22 protein-coding genes and 1 pseudogene are annotated in these 15,688 nt (G+C 53.4%); 10 read left to right on the top strand and 13 right to left on the bottom strand.

The window, feature by feature from the left end:
• A pseudogene (locus ACLQMU_RS11140) lies at positions 1-271 on the bottom strand (hypothetical protein); the annotation flags it as partial.
• A 406-nt stretch (positions 272-677) separates the two neighbouring features.
• Entirely contained in the window at positions 678-2,021 is a 1,344-nt protein-coding gene (locus ACLQMU_RS11135) for a PAS domain S-box protein (protein ID WP_422149964.1), read from the bottom strand.
• A 148-nt stretch (positions 2,022-2,169) separates the two neighbouring features.
• Here ACLQMU_RS11135 and ACLQMU_RS11130 point away from each other — a divergent pair, with 148 nt between their 5' ends.
• Entirely contained in the window at positions 2,170-2,862 is a 693-nt protein-coding gene (locus ACLQMU_RS11130) for a mechanosensitive ion channel family protein (protein WP_422149690.1), read from the top strand.
• A 97-nt stretch (positions 2,863-2,959) separates the two neighbouring features.
• Here ACLQMU_RS11130 and ACLQMU_RS11125 read toward each other — a convergent pair whose 3' ends face one another.
• Positions 2,960-3,331 (bottom strand): hypothetical protein, encoded by a 372-nt coding sequence (locus tag ACLQMU_RS11125; protein ID WP_443673705.1) that lies wholly within the window; start codon positions 3,329-3,331, stop codon positions 2,960-2,962.
• Between the two features lie 10 nt (positions 3,332-3,341).
• Between ACLQMU_RS11125 and ACLQMU_RS11120 the strand changes: the two genes are divergently transcribed.
• On the top strand, positions 3,342-3,929 hold the full coding sequence (locus tag ACLQMU_RS11120) for a hypothetical protein (RefSeq protein ID WP_422149689.1): 588 nt from the start codon (positions 3,342-3,344) through the stop codon (positions 3,927-3,929).
• A 123-nt stretch (positions 3,930-4,052) separates the two neighbouring features.
• Here the strand turns inward: ACLQMU_RS11120 and ACLQMU_RS11115 are convergent, their stop codons facing one another.
• A complete protein-coding gene (locus tag ACLQMU_RS11115; protein WP_424040308.1) occupies positions 4,053-4,184 on the bottom strand; it encodes a hypothetical protein in 132 nt (43 codons plus the stop codon).
• A gap of 190 nt (positions 4,185-4,374) precedes the next feature.
• A complete protein-coding gene (locus tag ACLQMU_RS11110) occupies positions 4,375-5,820 on the bottom strand; it encodes an MFS transporter (RefSeq protein ID WP_424040306.1) in 1,446 nt (481 codons plus the stop codon).
• A gap of 128 nt (positions 5,821-5,948) precedes the next feature.
• Here ACLQMU_RS11110 and ACLQMU_RS11105 point away from each other — a divergent pair, with 128 nt between their 5' ends.
• Positions 5,949-6,509 (top strand): hypothetical protein, encoded by a 561-nt coding sequence (locus tag ACLQMU_RS11105; RefSeq protein WP_422150284.1) that lies wholly within the window; start codon positions 5,949-5,951, stop codon positions 6,507-6,509.
• Between the two features lie 166 nt (positions 6,510-6,675).
• Here the strand turns inward: ACLQMU_RS11105 and ACLQMU_RS11100 are convergent, their stop codons facing one another.
• The 7 genes from ACLQMU_RS11100 to ACLQMU_RS11070 form a co-directional block, all read right to left on the bottom strand.
• A complete protein-coding gene (locus tag ACLQMU_RS11100; RefSeq protein ID WP_424040303.1) occupies positions 6,676-7,338 on the bottom strand; it encodes a VTT domain-containing protein in 663 nt (220 codons plus the stop codon).
• A 141-nt stretch (positions 7,339-7,479) separates the two neighbouring features.
• On the bottom strand, positions 7,480-7,782 hold the full coding sequence (locus tag ACLQMU_RS11095; protein ID WP_424040301.1) for a hypothetical protein: 303 nt from the start codon (positions 7,780-7,782) through the stop codon (positions 7,480-7,482).
• Positions 7,733-8,089, bottom strand: a complete 357-nt coding sequence (locus tag ACLQMU_RS11090; protein WP_422149942.1) for a hypothetical protein — start codon at positions 8,087-8,089, stop codon at positions 7,733-7,735. The genes ACLQMU_RS11095 and ACLQMU_RS11090 overlap by 50 nt, the downstream gene beginning before the upstream one ends.
• 1 nt (position 8,090) lies before the next feature.
• Positions 8,091-8,312, bottom strand: a complete 222-nt coding sequence (locus ACLQMU_RS11085; protein ID WP_422149941.1) for a hypothetical protein — start codon at positions 8,310-8,312, stop codon at positions 8,091-8,093.
• Positions 8,309-8,626, bottom strand: a complete 318-nt coding sequence (locus tag ACLQMU_RS11080; protein WP_422149940.1) for a hypothetical protein — start codon at positions 8,624-8,626, stop codon at positions 8,309-8,311. The genes ACLQMU_RS11085 and ACLQMU_RS11080 overlap by 4 nt, the downstream gene beginning before the upstream one ends.
• Before the next feature lie 3 nt (positions 8,627-8,629).
• Positions 8,630-9,031, bottom strand: coding sequence for a hypothetical protein (locus tag ACLQMU_RS11075; RefSeq protein WP_422149939.1), 402 nt, complete (start codon positions 9,029-9,031; stop codon positions 8,630-8,632).
• 57 nt (positions 9,032-9,088) lie between these two features.
• Complete coding sequence (locus tag ACLQMU_RS11070; RefSeq protein ID WP_422149938.1) at positions 9,089-9,598, bottom strand: hypothetical protein; 510 nt, start codon at positions 9,596-9,598, stop codon at positions 9,089-9,091.
• Positions 9,599-9,871: 273 nt separating this feature from the next.
• On the opposite strand from ACLQMU_RS11070, the gene ACLQMU_RS11065 reads away from it, so the two are divergent.
• The 4 genes from ACLQMU_RS11065 to ACLQMU_RS11050 all read left to right on the top strand — a co-directional run bounded on the left by ACLQMU_RS11065 (position 9,872) and on the right by ACLQMU_RS11050 (position 12,809).
• Positions 9,872-10,810 carry a deoxyhypusine synthase gene (locus ACLQMU_RS11065; RefSeq protein WP_422149937.1) on the top strand — a complete coding sequence of 313 codons (939 nt, stop codon included), beginning with the start codon at positions 9,872-9,874 and terminating at the stop codon, positions 10,808-10,810.
• Entirely contained in the window at positions 10,803-11,450 is a 648-nt protein-coding gene (gene pyrF / locus ACLQMU_RS11060; RefSeq protein WP_422149936.1) for an orotidine-5'-phosphate decarboxylase, read from the top strand. Before ACLQMU_RS11065 ends, pyrF begins: the two co-directional genes overlap by 8 nt.
• 115 nt (positions 11,451-11,565) lie before the next feature.
• Positions 11,566-11,928 (top strand): anaerobic ribonucleoside-triphosphate reductase, encoded by a 363-nt coding sequence (gene nrdD, locus ACLQMU_RS11055; protein ID WP_422149935.1) that lies wholly within the window; start codon positions 11,566-11,568, stop codon positions 11,926-11,928.
• The gene (locus ACLQMU_RS11050; RefSeq protein ID WP_424040296.1) at positions 11,925-12,809 is read left to right on the top strand and encodes an adenosylcobinamide amidohydrolase; all 885 of its coding nucleotides are present in this window, start codon (positions 11,925-11,927) and stop codon (positions 12,807-12,809) included. Before nrdD ends, ACLQMU_RS11050 begins: the two co-directional genes overlap by 4 nt.
• Position 12,810: 1 nt before the next feature.
• On the opposite strand, the gene ACLQMU_RS11045 is transcribed toward ACLQMU_RS11050, so the two are convergent.
• On the bottom strand, positions 12,811-13,005 hold the full coding sequence (locus ACLQMU_RS11045; protein WP_422148252.1) for a DUF1858 domain-containing protein: 195 nt from the start codon (positions 13,003-13,005) through the stop codon (positions 12,811-12,813).
• A gap of 135 nt (positions 13,006-13,140) precedes the next feature.
• Between ACLQMU_RS11045 and ACLQMU_RS11040 the strand changes: the two genes are divergently transcribed.
• Genes ACLQMU_RS11040 through ACLQMU_RS11030 form a run of 3 tightly spaced genes read left to right on the top strand, consistent with a single transcriptional unit; the run spans position 13,141 to position 15,585 of the window.
• Positions 13,141-14,397: a nucleotide-binding protein gene (locus ACLQMU_RS11040; RefSeq protein ID WP_424040295.1), complete on the top strand. Its 1,257-nt coding sequence runs from the start codon at positions 13,141-13,143 to the stop codon at positions 14,395-14,397.
• The gene (locus ACLQMU_RS11035; RefSeq protein WP_424040294.1) at positions 14,394-14,996 is read left to right on the top strand and encodes an RPA family protein; all 603 of its coding nucleotides are present in this window, start codon (positions 14,394-14,396) and stop codon (positions 14,994-14,996) included. The genes ACLQMU_RS11040 and ACLQMU_RS11035 overlap by 4 nt, the downstream gene beginning before the upstream one ends.
• Before the next feature lie 7 nt (positions 14,997-15,003).
• Complete coding sequence (locus tag ACLQMU_RS11030) at positions 15,004-15,585, top strand: hypothetical protein (protein ID WP_422148255.1); 582 nt, start codon at positions 15,004-15,006, stop codon at positions 15,583-15,585.
• The last annotated feature ends 103 nt before the right edge of the window (positions 15,586-15,688 follow it).

Here is a 15,688-nt window from a genome sequence, read left to right as displayed (position 1 = left end):
TGAACTGGTTGAGCCCCGTGTTCTCGATGACAACCTGGAGATTGAGATCGTCCCCGGGCGAAAACTCGTTCGTCCCCGCAATGTGTGCTTCCAGGTCGGGGCTCCCGGCCATATACTGCGTCCCGGCAAGCGCTGGGGTGATGGCAACCAGTGCAAGCACCAGAAAAAACAGGAATACGGAGAGCAGGGTATTCTTGTGCGCCCTCGGCCGTGTGCCGGCCGGGATGTGTGCCTGTTCATTAAATGATAGGAAAATGGTATTGCCCTTCATGCAAATCCTCAAGATTGTCAGAAAACTTTGTACTTGTTTGAATTTTTACTATATAGTTATTTGTTTTATGGGTAATACATAACAATTATAAATATGTCTATTCTATGATATGTACATTCCCTCATTTCCCGGGCAAGAAAAATGACACAAAATATAAAATAATCATCGCGAAAAACACACACACCCTTCCATTTTTCAAAAGGTACAGGTTTTTACGTCCCCCCCCCAATGGGAGTTGAACTAACTATCAATCACATTCAAGCTAAGAACTAAAAAACGGAAGAGTGAAAATATTATTGAAATACCAGGAAAAAGAGTTTTTTGTTTGATCAAAAGTCCGGTGGCAAAAAAATGACTTTCGCATACTTTCGGAGTGCGTTTTTGTGATTGCCCATACCAAGACTAATTATGTACGTTTTTCAAGTTGGGATATCCGATCCAAAAGTTCCTGTTCACGGAGGGCAAATGCCGTTACATCGGTCATCGTGATGTAGGTGCTGACGGTCTCTCCATGCCGGACCGAATTGATATGCCCGTATATACACTGCTTTTCGCCGTTCTTACAGTGTATCCAGCTCTGGAATGAGGCCGGGGGTTCTGTGCACGTCATGGATCTCTTTAAAAGACTCATCATTTTATGAAGTTCTTCGGGAGTTATGAGATCTTGGGGGTTCATCGTGTGCAGTTCTTCTGTGGAATACCCGCTGATTTCCGATAGACGCCTGTTGGAATAAACAAACTGCTCATTCTCGATGATCATAAGACCGTCCTGAATGTTCTCCGCCATCATCCTGAATCGCTGCTCGCTTTCAAAGAGAGCCGCCTCTTTTGACACAAGTTCGGTGACATCGGTCATGATGATAAAGGCGTACATGATGTCCTCGTGCTGGAGACTGGTGATCCGTACATACACGTGACGGTACACGCCATCTTTTCTCCGGACGTTGGCTTGGATCTCAAAAAGGCCTTGCTGATGTTTATTAAGGAGTTCTAAAATTGGCTTCAACGCGTCCCGGTCTTCCGGTGCGATGATGGCGAGAGGGTCCATCGCCCATAATTCTTCAAACGAATAACCGGTAATTTCTGCAAAACGATTGTTCACAAAAGTGTTTTTTTCGTTCTCAAGGATGAGCAGGCCATCCTGGATGTTCTCCGCCATCATCCTGAATCGTTCTTCCCGATCCCGAAGTTCCCGCTCCCGCAGCATCTCCTCGGTGACATCAGCAAGGATGATCGTGACCCCCTTTGCGCCATCGTCAAACACCGTGGGGATGGATTTTTGTTTGAAGATGCGCTCCCCGGTCTCTTTTACTTGGAACGAGAGGGTACTTTCTCCCTCTTCTGATGGTGTTGTTATGAGGGAATTGACGAGCTCGTGCACGTCAGCCCCGGGGGACTTGAGATACGCAAGGTTTTTCCCAACCGCATCCTTTCGTGTGAGGTGCAGGAGGTTGAGGAAATTGTCATTGATATCTGCAATGCGGGACTCCTTGTCAAGGACCATGATCAGGTCCTTTGAATAACTGAGCACCGCCGATAGCGGAACTCTCTGGGAGAGGGTAAAGACCTTTGCCATCCCATATGTCCGCATGTCCACCTGCCCGGAGATCAGGAGGATATCGAGATAGCGGCCGGTCGTGTTTTTGTTTTTATTGAGAGCCTTTGCTATATCGGTGACGCTCATGCCTTCCGGGTTCTGCCTGAGAAGGTTCTTTATGTGGGCAAGTTCCTGCGGATAATTCTGCATCATATGGATTTTCCTATGTGAATTATGTATAACCAAATCCGCATTTATAATTATTGTAAATTATCCATATATATGATAAATGAGAGAAATATCTATATAGAAAAACATTTAATCTAATTTGTAAATTTTTATCACGAAGAGAGGAAAATGTATGAACCCTGTATTTGGTAGTTTGTTAGATCAATGGAATAGTACCGTTGTAACGTACGTTCCCGGCATTGTGGGTGCACTTGTTGTTCTGCTTATCGGCTGGATCATCGGCCGCCTTCTTGGCAGGGCAGTCCGGATCGTTCTTGACAAGATCAGCGAACAGCACATCGTGGAGGAAGGTGCTGATGTTGCATCGATCCGCGGGTCGTTCAAGAGTGCCGGGGTTACGGCCGGGTATATCGGGGATATCGCTGTCCGCATCGTTGTATACCTGGTGGCCATCCTTGCGGCTGTGAATATTCTGAATCTGGATTATCTCAGCCAGCTGATGATGGCGATTGTCGTGTACATCCCGCATGTAGTGGCATTTGTGATCATCTTCGTTGTGGGGTTCCTCCTCATCGATGCGTTTATCGATTTCCTCAACCGGTACTACGCACAAAAGAATGTCCAGTTCATCTCATCAGTTCTGGTCCTGCTCCGGGTCTTTTTGTATTTTGTAACGGTTATCCTTGCGCTCTCGCAGCTCCAGCTCGATCTCACCATCATCTACACGTTCGTGACACCGATTGCATGGGGTATCGGTATCGGTCTTGGTGCGGCAATTGCCATCATCTTCGGCTTTGGGCTCAAGAACCGCAGCGAAGCGATCATGGACAAGGTCATCGATTCGTTCTCCAGGAAACAGCAGTAAATTATCATTCCCATCAGAGAACCACATACGGTCATGGGAAGCGTGGATGGGCATCCGGGGCATTTTTGCTTACCGGGCTTTCCTTCCCTTTCCCTGATCACAATCTCTGCTGATTGTTCCCATCCGAGGGGAGCATGTTTTCTCCAGAAGACTGTCCGCCAAGAACACATCGCAGAAAAACACGTGGAAAACCTGACGCACCATGGAAAGCAATCAGTCGGTTCACGTCTGTTTCTGTCTTGGCTTGGCAGTGTTTTTTTCGGATTTCTTGAATGTACATTTGAAAGAAAAAGCATGAATCCTGGTTTTTTATGATCGCTGGAGATCTTAATCCATCGGAAAAACCGAAAAACCTGGTTTTGATCTGCCTTCTCTGCATTTCCCTGTCATTATTGATAATGGCAGTGTCTGCATCTGATTCAACCGCTGCCCTAGATAATGTCAGGTACACGTCATATTCAAAAGACAATTCTTATGCAGTGGAATCAACCAGTGATACTATTTATTTTTTCGATACCGGGAAAAATGCCGTCATCTGGTCCTACAACATCAGTCGTTACATAGGCTCAATCGCAATTTCACCAGATGGGACATATGTCGCTGCCGGATGTGGCGGGGGGCTCATCTATGTGTTTGATCACCTGGGAAATGTCGTATTGAAGCAATCATTTGGAGACGCACTTATCCGATCGATTTCATTCCCGGGGACAGGTAACTACATCGATGCTTCCAACACGTTAAATCAGGCATTTCATATCGATATAAAGGGAAATATGACGGTTCAGCCCGCTTCACAGGCCGGTGCAGCAAAACCTTCGGCAACGATTTCGCCTGTTTCAACGAACCCGACATATGCCCTGGTCGCAAAACCGGTCGCATCTGCATCACCGACAGAAGCTCACGCAATCATGCCCACCCCGATCATAACCGTGCCGGCACCCCGGGCGCAGACAGCGGCGAGCAGCTTCACGGGAATACTCCTCTGGATCGCGGCGGTAGCAGTGACGGCTGTCATAGCGCTGCTCTTTGTGCGGCAGCGCAGACGCAGGCAGGACCCCCTGATATAGCCTGAGTTCACATTTTTTGACTCTGGAGACTTCTTCAACAATACTTTAGGAAAGTATACTTCAGGAAAGTACTGATGCATTCCAAGGACTTATGATGATTGAGCCGGGGCACGGCCCCTTATACTAAAAGTATTTCGTGGGAATGATACCGGCCCGCTCATGCACTCCCGGGGACTTCCCCTTTGACTCGTCCCCGCACACCTGCGTTGCCCCTCCTTCGATAGAACGGATCCCATGAACAAACTCTGAATTCATGGTGCCTTGCATCGAAGATTCACTTTTTTTAAAAAATTAGTTTGGTTTTCCGGTTATCCGTTTTTTCGTTGTATTTTTTTAATTGACGGTTATAATGGCACTATAGCCACTATTCAAATCATTATGTCAAAAAAATTTCCATTGTTCCCGAGGTTCTCCCCGAAAATCCCATCAGCGTACCAGAACCCGATCAGAACCCCACGATATTTTCTCCGGCTTCTCCCGATGGCTCTTTTGCCCGGACGCCCAGCATCAGGATAATCCCGATCACTTCGAGCACCATGCAGAACAGGAAAGCGCCGTCAAAGGCACCCGCAAGGTCCATGGCTGGCAGCTGGTGGGCGGAGACTTCGGCAAGTTTCGGGCCGGCAACCACGGTCGCGACAAGCATCACGGATGCGACACCGAGCGACGAGCCAAGGTTGGTCATCATCCTGACAAGACCGGAGGACATCCCCCGGTCCTGTACCGGCGATTCGCCCATTACTGCGCTGTTGAGCGGCGAGAACGCGATACCGGTACCGGCGCCGAGAAGGAAGAGATAGATGCAGACATGGCCCACGCTTGTGTTTACCGACAGCGTCGAAAGGAGGATGAGCGCCACGGCGCAGATCAAAAACCCGGCTATGATCGGTTTCTTTGTCCCTATCACGTCAGAAAACTTTCCGGAGATAGGGGCGGTCATGATCATACCCACTGGTAGAGCCAGAAGAATCGTCCCGGCATTGTCGGTTGCAATGCGCTTGACCAGCTCGAGGTAGAACGGCATGATGACCATGACCCCGGCCATCGCCATCTGGATCAGCATCACGTTCACGTTCTGGAGCGTGAAGGCCCGGTTGGAGAGGAGATCCAGTTTGACCAGCGGCTCTTTTGCCCTCCGTTCCCAGGCAACAAAGAGCGCCCAGAAGATTACGGAGAGCACGAGCGCCGCCATCCCGGTCACCGCGCTGCTTCCCTGGATCGATGTGAGACCGACAATCAGCGTGCCAAGGGCGACAAAAACGAGCGCGACCCCCGGGAAGTCGATCTTCGCCTGCGGGGTGACCGGGTCAAGATTCGGCAGGATGTGCATCCCGAGGAGGATCGCCAGAATGCCGACCGGCAGGTTTACGAAGAAGATGTACTGCCACGAGAACGCACTCGTGAGAAAACCGCCGACAACCGGCCCCAGTGCGGCGCCGAGCATCGTGAACATGGCGACGATCCCAAGCGCCTGGCCCCGGAGCGATGCGGACAGGTACGAGGTGACCATGACTGCGCCAAGCGCGGAAATAACCGCCCCGCCCACGGCTTGGATCATCCGCGAGAGGACCAGCACATTGATATCCGGGGAGAGACCGCAGAGTGCCGAGCCGATCGTAAACACGGCAAACCCGCCCAGAAAAATATTCCGGTATCCCTTCATGTCGCCAAGCCTGGAGGCAGCGAGGAGGAGACTGACAAGGATAATCAGGTACGCATTGAGCACCCACGAGACGGTGACGGTCGAGACATCGAGCGCCTTTGCAATATCGGGAAGGGCGATGTTGACAATCGTCGCATCGAGACCGGCCATGAAGGATCCCAGCGCGATCACGATGACGATCAGGAGTTCCCGGGTGGACATCTTTTGGGAGGATGAGCGTTCAGCCATGGTTTTTTTTCCTGCTTTATGAGTGATACTCTCCTGTCATGATAATTGTTACAGAGTTCGGTCAAAAAAAGAGACACTTTAATCCTGAACGGCTCCAACAGAAACTAAAAATAACGGGATTACTCCAGATGGCACACGACAACGACACCACAAAAACGAGCGGGACGGTATCGTTCAAGTCCGTCGCGCAGATCTACGACGGGGACGACCCGTCGCCAGAAGAGCGCCGGGATCTCTCGGATCGTGCGGAAGACCGGATCTTCCACGAGGTACTTGCCGTCCCGGGAAGATTTCGCTCCGGCCTGTTCAGGAACCTCGTCATCAGGATTCCGGCTGATGAACTGACCCAGGAACGCGGTGCGGCGATTATCGCGGCGGTCAGGTCGCATTTCCGGCACCGGGCAGAGGAGGTGCAGAGGGATATGAAACTTACCGAGATGGTCGGCCTGCGGGAATGCAGGCTGACGGTCGCCGTGTGCATTCCCTCGTTTTTGGGTATTGCGATCTGTTCCCAGTTCAAGGGCAATCCTCTCGTAGAAGTCATCGAGAACGTGCTCGTGATCTTCTGCTGGGTCACCATCTGGCAGCCGTTCCAGGCCCTCGTGTTCGACCGGTGGACGCAAAGTGTGACCGCGAAGGTTTACCGGAAGATAGCAGAGATGGGGATCCGCGTCGTGCCTGCTGAATGAGGCCCGGCGGAACCGGGAATTTTATTTTATTTTTTAGTTATTGTTGCTGATCCGATGCGGGGGCATTCCTTCGGGGACGGCGGCACTTATCGCTCATGCCGGGGAGAGAACGATATCTTCACTTATCTGAATGAGTTTCCCAGGACAAGAAAAAACGACCGGGGCCCTATGCCCCCTTGTTCACCTTTCCTTTCTTTATCGCCACAATGATACTCGCAAAGACCGAGGCCAGTGCCACAAGAGAGACAGCGATGATCGCATAGGTAATAAGCGTAAAGTTCTCCTGCACGATCGGGAGATTTCCCACAAAATAGCCGACCAGAAGGAAAAGGCTCGACCACATTACGCCGCCAATGATATTGTACCCCAGGAACCAGGAGTAGCGCATTTTTCCCACACCTGCAAGGAACGGGGCAAAGGTCCTGATAAAGGGCATGAACCGTGCGATAACGATGGTGAGCCCTCCGTATTTTTCAAAATAGACCTGCGTCTCTTCGAGGTGCTCTTTTTTCACAAGGGAATATTTCCATTCGAGTACCTTCATCTCGAAGGTATAGCCGATCCAGTAATTGAGCGTGTCCCCGAGTACGGCTGCGAGGATCAGGGTGCCAAGCAGGATCCAGATGCTGAGCATCCCGGCTCCGGCCAGCGTCCCCGCGACAAAGAGCAGGGAGTCACCCGGCAGGTACGGGAAGATCACTAGGCCGGTCTCGCAGAACAGGATCAGGAAGAGGATCACGTATGTCCACAGCCCGTACTGCTGCAGGATCACCGGGAGGTACTTGTCAAAATGCAGTACCACGTCGAGTATATTGAACGGGAGTACCATGGTACCAGATCATTTAAACCGGGTTCGATAAAGGGATTGGGGAGACTAAAACACACGGTTACGACAAAGTGCCCAAAAATCGCCCATATAACAAACCGGGACGTCAGGAAACCCGCAGGAAAAACATGGAGGGGGGTTCTATTATTCTCCTTTCAGCAGGTGGATTTTTATGAGGCCGGCGCAGGATTTGCAGGTGTAAAACTCATCCTTCCAGCAGGCATCGCAGGCCCAGCGTCCGCAGAGCACGCACTGGCGGAGCTCCGAGACCGGGTGGGGTGTGCTGCAGAGATCGCACATGTACTGCGCGAAGCTGTGGGGGTCCTTTACCGGCGGTTCTCCCTGCCTGCGCATCACCGCGATCTCTTTCCTGAGATCGCGGAGGGCGAGGGATGCCTTACTTTTTGGCGCTTCCTTTCCGGGCCAGTTCTTTTTCCAGAGTGTCAAGCCGTGCCTCCAGCGATGCAAGGGTCGTCTGCATCCCGGACTCGAAGTTCTTCAGTTCAGCAATACGTGCTTCATCCTGTTTGATCTCCGGTATGCGCTGTTCTTTGAACGTCGCAAGCTTCGGGCGGGACACGAGCTGCCACTCCTCCACCATGCTCTGGAACCTGCGGTCAAGGTACTCGTCCACCCTGCTCTCCACCGGGCGGGTGAGCGCGATATCGCCTTTAGCGCCCCGGAAAAAATAATACACGAGGAACAGGATGACACAGAGAATGAGGACGAGAAGGATAAAGGTAAGGAGATCCATTTCAGACCCTCCCCTTAAGTTTATCTGCACGGGTTTCGAGCCCGGTCAATTTGTCCACAGCTTCCTGCCCGAACGCTTTCAGCCGGGGGATTTCCTGTTCCAGTGCCGCGAGCCGGCTCGCGAAATCCGAGAGATCGGCCTTTGTTGCGAGATCCCATTCGTCAACGATATATTTCATCCTGCGGTCCACGTAGGCATTGAGGTACGAGTCCATGCCGATCATAATGATTTCTCCAGGGATGTGATCAGGTCGTCCAGCCGTTCTGCCCGTGCCTCGATGGCCGCTTTTCCTGCGTAGAGACTGCTGATTTCGTCGCTCACGCGCAGGAGCCGGTTCTGAAGCTTTTCGAGATCGCCCTCGGTCACCAGGTCCCATTCCTCGATGATGGCCGCAAAGTGCTGGTCGAAATACGCGTCAAGCGATTTATCGAATGTCGGGACATGCGATTCGATCGTCCCGGGGACATGCGAGAACTGGTCCCAGAACGAATCCCCGATCGCGTTCCGGTCCGGATTCTGGTTGATTGCCGGGTGCATCGGCTACTTCACCTTCTTTTCCTGTTCCTGGACATTATCAAGGAGGTTATCCAGTTTTCTTGTTTTCACGATATTTTCAAGCCGGGTCAGCCGTTTTTCAAGGAGGTTTTCCTTTGCGAAGTTATTCGTCTCGATGGCGGTGTTCTCGTCTTCGACCTGTTTGATCGCGGCTGTCTGCTCGGAAGAGAACCGGGTGAACGGGAACATCTTTGACGCCTCGTGCTGCTGGAGGAGTTTGAGCTTGTCCTTTTCCAGTTCCAGCTCAATCGTCCGGTTTGATGTCTTCATGATCCGTATTTCGCGGATAATGAGATACAGGATCGCCAGAGCGAAAACGATAAGAATACCCACAAGAACGGTGTCGGGGATCCCTGATGCCGGCACCACAACGGCGTCTGCTGCCATCGTTACTTCACCCCGTTACGGGCTTCTTTGTCCAGTTTTGCACAAAAACAGACCATGTTACAGATCATCCCCGGTACCGGTTGCCTTCTTCACCGTTTTTTTCACCTTTTTCGCGGTCTTTGCGGCAGCCTTCCCGATGCCGGCCGATGCCTTCTTTGTCTCCTTTTTCACCGCATCCGCGGTTTTTTCCGCCCCGGTCTTCACCTCGACGGCAGTTTTCCTGGCCGCCTTGTCAAGTCTGCTAACACCCTTTGAAAGCGACATGTTGGCTTCTGCTGCAGCCTTCGAGAGTTTTTCCTGCAGCGGGAGTGATTTTTTGACCAGGACTTCATCATCATCGTTGAGGCCAAGTATCTTGAGATCCTCTTCACTCACCCGGACCTGCCCTTCCCGTACCATGGTGTCTGCGATAACTGTCGTTGTAACGGATTTTTTAGTGACTTCATTGATGAGATCTACTCGTTCCCCTTCATGGATTCCCAGTTCGGGCAGGTGCGCGATATTGAAACGCACCCGTCCCTGGCTCGGAAACGCCCGCTTCCTGATAGTTAACCGGACTTCCTGCATAGTCGATAAACCATCCTGAAAGGGTAAATATCTTTCTGAAATTTGCGGTAAAATCCGGTTCTGGAGAACAGACATGAACCGGTTGAATTCGCCTTCGAAACTAGGAAAAACCAACAAACTGTGCGAGGGTTCCGCGCACCGGGGCATTGTCAGGGGCTGGGTGGGGCTGATATTTTCATTTTCGTTTTTTTCCTGATCCGCCGCAGGTTCCCCCAAACACTGTTATCAGCCCGGCGCACCAACACTCTTGTCAGCAAACGGGGATGAACAGCGATGACACACCAATGTGATGAACCGGTCACCCAGATGCACATTTCGCCGTCCATGACGGTCGGCGAACTGGTCAATGCAATGGGCAAAGCCGGGGCATACAACGGCGGTTCGCTCTGCCATGCGGCAGAGATCTACGAGCAGATGCTGCGGGATTGTGACGCGACAAAATTCTTCGGGCTTGCCGGTGCAATGGTGCCAGCCGGCATGGGAGGGATCGTTTCCGATCTCATAAGGGACGGCTACATCGACATCCTTGTCTCGACCGGCGCAAACCTCACGCATGATATCATCGAGGCAATCGGGTGCCGGCACTTCCACGGCACCGCGTTCTGCAGCGATATCGAGCTCAGGCACGACGAAATCAACCGAATCTACGATGTCTATCTCCCGAACGCAGCCTTCGAACACTTCGAGGCATTCATGCAGAGGGTATATGGCGAACTCGAACCCAAAAGCACCATCTCCATCTCCGGGCTCCTGCGCCATATCGGCTCGCACCTGAAAACCGGCATCCTTGCGACTGCCGCACAGGAAGAGATCCCGGTCTACTGCCCGGCCGTGCAGGACTCCATGGTCGGCCTCCAGTACTGGCTCTTCTCGCAGACGAACAAGGTGACCGTGGACGCATTTGCCGACATGCCGGCGCTCCTTGACACCTGCTTTGCGACAAAAAAGGCCGGCGCCCTGCTCGTGGGCGGGGGGGTGCCGAAGAACTTCATCCTCCAGAGCATGCTCATGACCCCGAACGGCTTCGATTACGCGATCCAGCTCACCGGAGACCGCCCGGACCTTGGCGGGCTCTCGGGCGCGACCCTTGACGAAGCCCGGTCGTGGGGCAAAATCACCGAAGAGGCAAAGGCTGTGACCGTGTACGGCGATGCGACCATCACCTTGCCGGTCCTCGTTGCGGCCGTGATGGAGCGGTTGTCCCATGCCTGACCTTATCCTTGCTCTCGATGTAACAGAAAAGAAAAAGGCGCTCGCGGTAGCGCATGCCTGCGCCCCGCACCTCGACGCGATCAAGATCGGGTACCCGCTCGTGCTCTCGGCCGGGCTCGGGATAGCCGGCGAACTCAGACAGGAGGGGCTGCCGCTCATCGCCGACTTCAAGGTTGCCGATATCCCGAACACGAACCAGATCATCTGCGATCAGGTCTTTTCAGCCGGCTTCTCGGGGATCATCTGCCACGGCTTCACCGGCATGGATTCGGTAAAGGCCTGCGTGGCCTCCGCCCATGCGCACAGGGGGGAATGTTTTGTGGTCGCCGAGATGAGCCATCCTGGCGGGAAAGAATTCTTCTCCGGCGGAGTCGCAGAGCAGATCGCCTCGGACGCGATCATCGCAGGCGCCGACGGGATCATCGCCCCGGCCACCCGGCCGGACCGGGTGCAGGTCCTGCGCGGTTTTGTCGGCAACAAAAAGATCCTCTCCCCGGGGATCGGGACACAGGGCGGGGATGCAAACGCCGTCGCCGCGCTCGTTGACGGCATTATCGTGGGCCGGTCGATATACGAGGCTGCGGATCCTGTGGCCGCAGCGCAGTCTTATGCCAGAGTCCGCAGACATAAAAAAGCCTGAACGAATCCTTTTTTGCGACCCGATCCTACGGTGCGCGCCTGTACGTACCGCGAATGCGATATTACCTTCAGGACACGGTCTAAAAATTTATTAAGGACTTGTGCGATGTAGTAGTATGGATTGGAGCACAGAACAACGAAAAATTACGGAAAAATACAAGAAACTCGAAGATATCCCGGAAACAGAGCGAAAATACAAGTGCCACACCTGCCACCTCATCGTAGACCAGACCCCGTGCCCGAACTGCGGTGAGACGAAACTCGAGATCATGTGCCCGCTCGATAACTGCCACTGCACTCACGAGATGATCTCCGGGATAGAGTACTGCCCCCTGTGCAGCAAGCCTGTCTGCCCGGAGTGTGGCTCCCATGACGTCGTCCAGATCAGCAGGGTGACCGGTTACCTGCAGGACGTCTCTGGGTGGAACGCGGGCAAGCAGCAGGAACTCAAGGACCGGATCAGATACTCGGTCGCATGAGATATTATCTCGATTCAGATACTCTTTTTATCCGCGGTGCATTCCGGGCCGCAAGTACCGGGATTTCCGGCGGTATCCGGAGCGTCACTACTCTCTTTAACCACACCGTCCCTGGCGATTGGGGCCATACCGGGCCGGAGAAAGAGATTGAGCTGGTTGCCGCGGCTGCTGGCACCGGACAAGAAGTGCTGGGGCTCCTTACCGCAGTCCCGATCTCCACCCTCTGCGTACTCCAGTATGATTTTATCACGGTCTTTGTGACCGTCGGCATCCGGCAGGAGCCGGCCGGTGAGATCGGCGCGGGAACGATCAACATCATCGCGTACAGCAGCGAGGGGATGGAAGATTCGGCGCTGCTCGAAACGATCATGATCGCAACCGAGGCAAAGACCGAGGCCCTGCTTGCCGGAGGCCGGGTCTCCGGCACGCCCACCGATGCCGTGATCGCCGCATGCGAGGACAGGATCCGGCACCGGTACGCAGGAAGGATCACGGAGCCGGGCCGGCGGGTGCGGGACGCAGTGCTCAAAGGGGTACCCGAAGCCCTCCGCCGGCACGAGACCCCATCGCCGCAGCGGGAGCCAGCTTTTTTTATCTACAGCCGGTTCGAAGGCGGGCACTGGGTGGAATGGTCTCCCCATAACTGCCCCTATTACCCCTGCCATTTTGCCGGCCAGTGTTGCGACTTCTGCTACTGCCCGTTCTATCCGTGCAAGAATGAAGAACTCGGCGAATGGTCAGAGAGTTCTACAAACGGCCGGGTCTGGAACTGCTCGCGCTGCACCCTGCTCCATGAGCCGGCCATTGCGGATTACCTGAAGAAGTATCCCGACGCCCCGCTTGCGGAACTGGTGCGTCTGAAAGAAAAACCAAAAAAGTAATTTATTCCTTGATCCCGAGCGCCTTGAGGAGTTCGGGGAGGGGGATGCCATGCGCCTCAGCAGCCTGGCGGATGGTCTCGCCGCGGGCGATGGCGCAGCCGACACAGCCCATGCCGAACTTGAACAGGGCTTCGGTCGATTCTGGTTTTGCCTGAAGAAGATCATAGATCGTAGAGTCTGCGGTTAATTCAGCCATACTACACTTAGTTTCCGTGCGGAGACATAAATCTCACCATCGCGGCGACAAATCCACAAGTCTCTTTACTTTCGCAGCGCACGGTACCTGCTATATAGCACAGATGCGATGTGATATACCGCTGGAGATGTACGAATGGATTATTCCGAAGTCACTGACAGAATCTCCCGAAAGTTTTCAAAAACCGGACATGAGATCGACCGGCACAAGGTCGAGGGCAAGCTGCGCAGGCTCATCGATGAGTTCGGCGTCCAGCCTGCCGAGGCTGAGCGCAGCGTGTCAAACGAACTCGCAAAGGAATTCAATATCGCCCCCGCCGCAGGATTTGGCGGGAGCCCGGCCGGCGGCTCAGGAGGCGCGACAGAGGAGAAACAGGTTGCCGATGCGCAGCCCGGCGACTGGGTGACCCTCGTTGGAAAAGTGGTCTCCCTTGCCGCGCCTGCGTCGCCGGCGATTGCCCAGAGCGGGATCCTTGCAGACGAGTCCGGCGGGATCCGGTTCGTGGTCTGGGCGAAGTCCAACGCGCCGAAGATGGAAGAGGGCAAATGGTACCGGCTCGAGTCCGCGGTCGTGGACGAGTACAAAGGGGTTCCGAACCTCAAGGTGCACTCGGGTACCACGATAAAAGAGATCGAAAAGACCGACCCGCTCATCCCGGCACCGGTCCCGGTAAAAGACCTCCGGGCCGGTGTCGCAAGCGTGCGGGCGAAAGTGATCCAGGAGTGGGACGTAACGCACGACCGCATGCTCCAGGCAGGCCTTTTAGGCGATGAGACCGGGACGGTCAAGTTCATCATCTGGAAAGAGCAGGGAAAGGAGAAACTTGCCGTCGGTTCCGTCTACTCAATCTTCTACGCACAGGCCGACGAGTTCAACGAGCGCCTCTCGCTCAATATCACGGGCGCGACGATCATGCAGGAGGAAGGCGACATCGCGACCGCGAGCGGCGGCGACGCGGAGGTCAGGGGCGCCCTCGTGCATATCGCGCCCGGCTCCGGGATTATCAAGCGCTGCCCGGTGGAGGGGTGCAACCGTGCCCTTTCCCGGCAGAACTACTGCCCGATCCACGAGATCCAGCCCGGTTTTGTCTACGATCTGCGGATCAAGGGCTGGCTTGACGACGGCGAGAAGACGCACAATATTCTCCTGAAGCGCGACGTGGTCGAAGCCCTGACCGGGATGAATCTCGACCAGGCAAAGGAGATCGCGGAGAACAACCCGCTCGGGATGGACGAGGTCTTCCTGCAGATGCGCGAGAAGGTGCTGGGCCGGTACGTGGCCTGCTCCGGCCGCGAGATCGAGAACCGGCTGCTGGTCAATACCTGCGAGCTCATGAAATTCGAGAGCGGGGAGCATGCGAAACTCCTGAACCGGGCCGGGGGTGCATCATGAGTTCGACTCCGCCAGAGATGGGACGGCGGGACGGCAGCTTCGAGCGCGAGCCGGCGCGGAGGGTCTTTGCAAGCGAACTGCGGGAATGCCGGTACCAGTTCAAGGACGGGGAGGACGAGAAGAGCCCGACGTTTGTGCTTCTCCCCACGGGAGAGCGCTCCAACCGGATCTTCATTGTCGGGACACTGACGGAGAAGACCCGGCAGGGCGAGCAGAACGTTTTTTACCGGGGCCGTGTCATCGACCCGACTGGCACGTTCTTTATCATGGCGGGGAGTTACCAGCCCGAGGCGATGCAGCAGCTGGCAAAGATCGAGACCCCTGCCTTTGTCGCAGTCATAGGAAAAGCCTCCATCTATCAGAAAGACCCTGCAAGTGCACCCCTGGTTTCTGTCAGGATCGAATCAATTAATATTGTGGACAAGGAGACTCGTGACATCTGGACGCTGGACACCGCTGCCCGCATGCTCGACCGTATCGATGCACGCACAACCGGCACGGGCAAGGACATTCTCACGGCAAAAGAGCAGTACCCCATGTTTGATCCGGCGGTATACCGGAAGATGGCTTACGATGCGCTGGCGCAGATCAAGATGTAATTCTTTTATGAATGGCAAGAAGGAAAAATCAGGAAGTAAGAACTCAAATCAAATAGTGACTGCAATTAACAATACATTGCAGGGATATCCCTGTTTGAAAAGTATAATCCCTCCTTGCGAGTCTCAAACGAGACTTCACTTTGACCAATATAAAGGAAAAATTCCACACTGTCGAAAAAGTGAGATTTGTGAATCAACAATTTATGAAGTTCTTTTGGGTTCCAGAGAATCTCGCCGATTTTCTTATCAACTCTTGCGTTTAGAAGAATGGTTGTCTCAATATACGGAATATCGCAATAAAGCGTTTGGACAACAGCTCGTTGATTCATTTTTTTCGCGTTTCTTAGAAATTGAAGTATACAATGACCTTAAGGAAAGGGGATATACCCCAGATATTGATCCACTAATTATACTTGGATTGACCAGATCAACAAAAGCTGATTTTAAAATAAATGTGAATGGTGTTGACATTTTTATTGAATTGTTTACTCCGCGTCTACCTTTGCATGAAGAGTTGGAATACGAACTAAAACCAAAAACAAGGTTCTATGATTTTCGAAAATTAGTGCTCTGTAGAAAACCTCAGTGACGAGAAATTGTAAGAACCGGTGAATGTTACAGACAATCATTTTATTTGCGATTTCCTTCATCTGAACAATAAATTTCCTTGCTTTCAGATCTCCGCCGAACTT

The organism is Methanoregula sp. (assembly GCF_052325125.1).
GTDB lineage: Archaea > Halobacteriota > Methanomicrobia > Methanomicrobiales > Methanospirillaceae > Methanoregula.
Note: the sequence above shows the minus strand (reverse complement) of the source record. Positions and strands in the feature narration are given on the sequence as shown.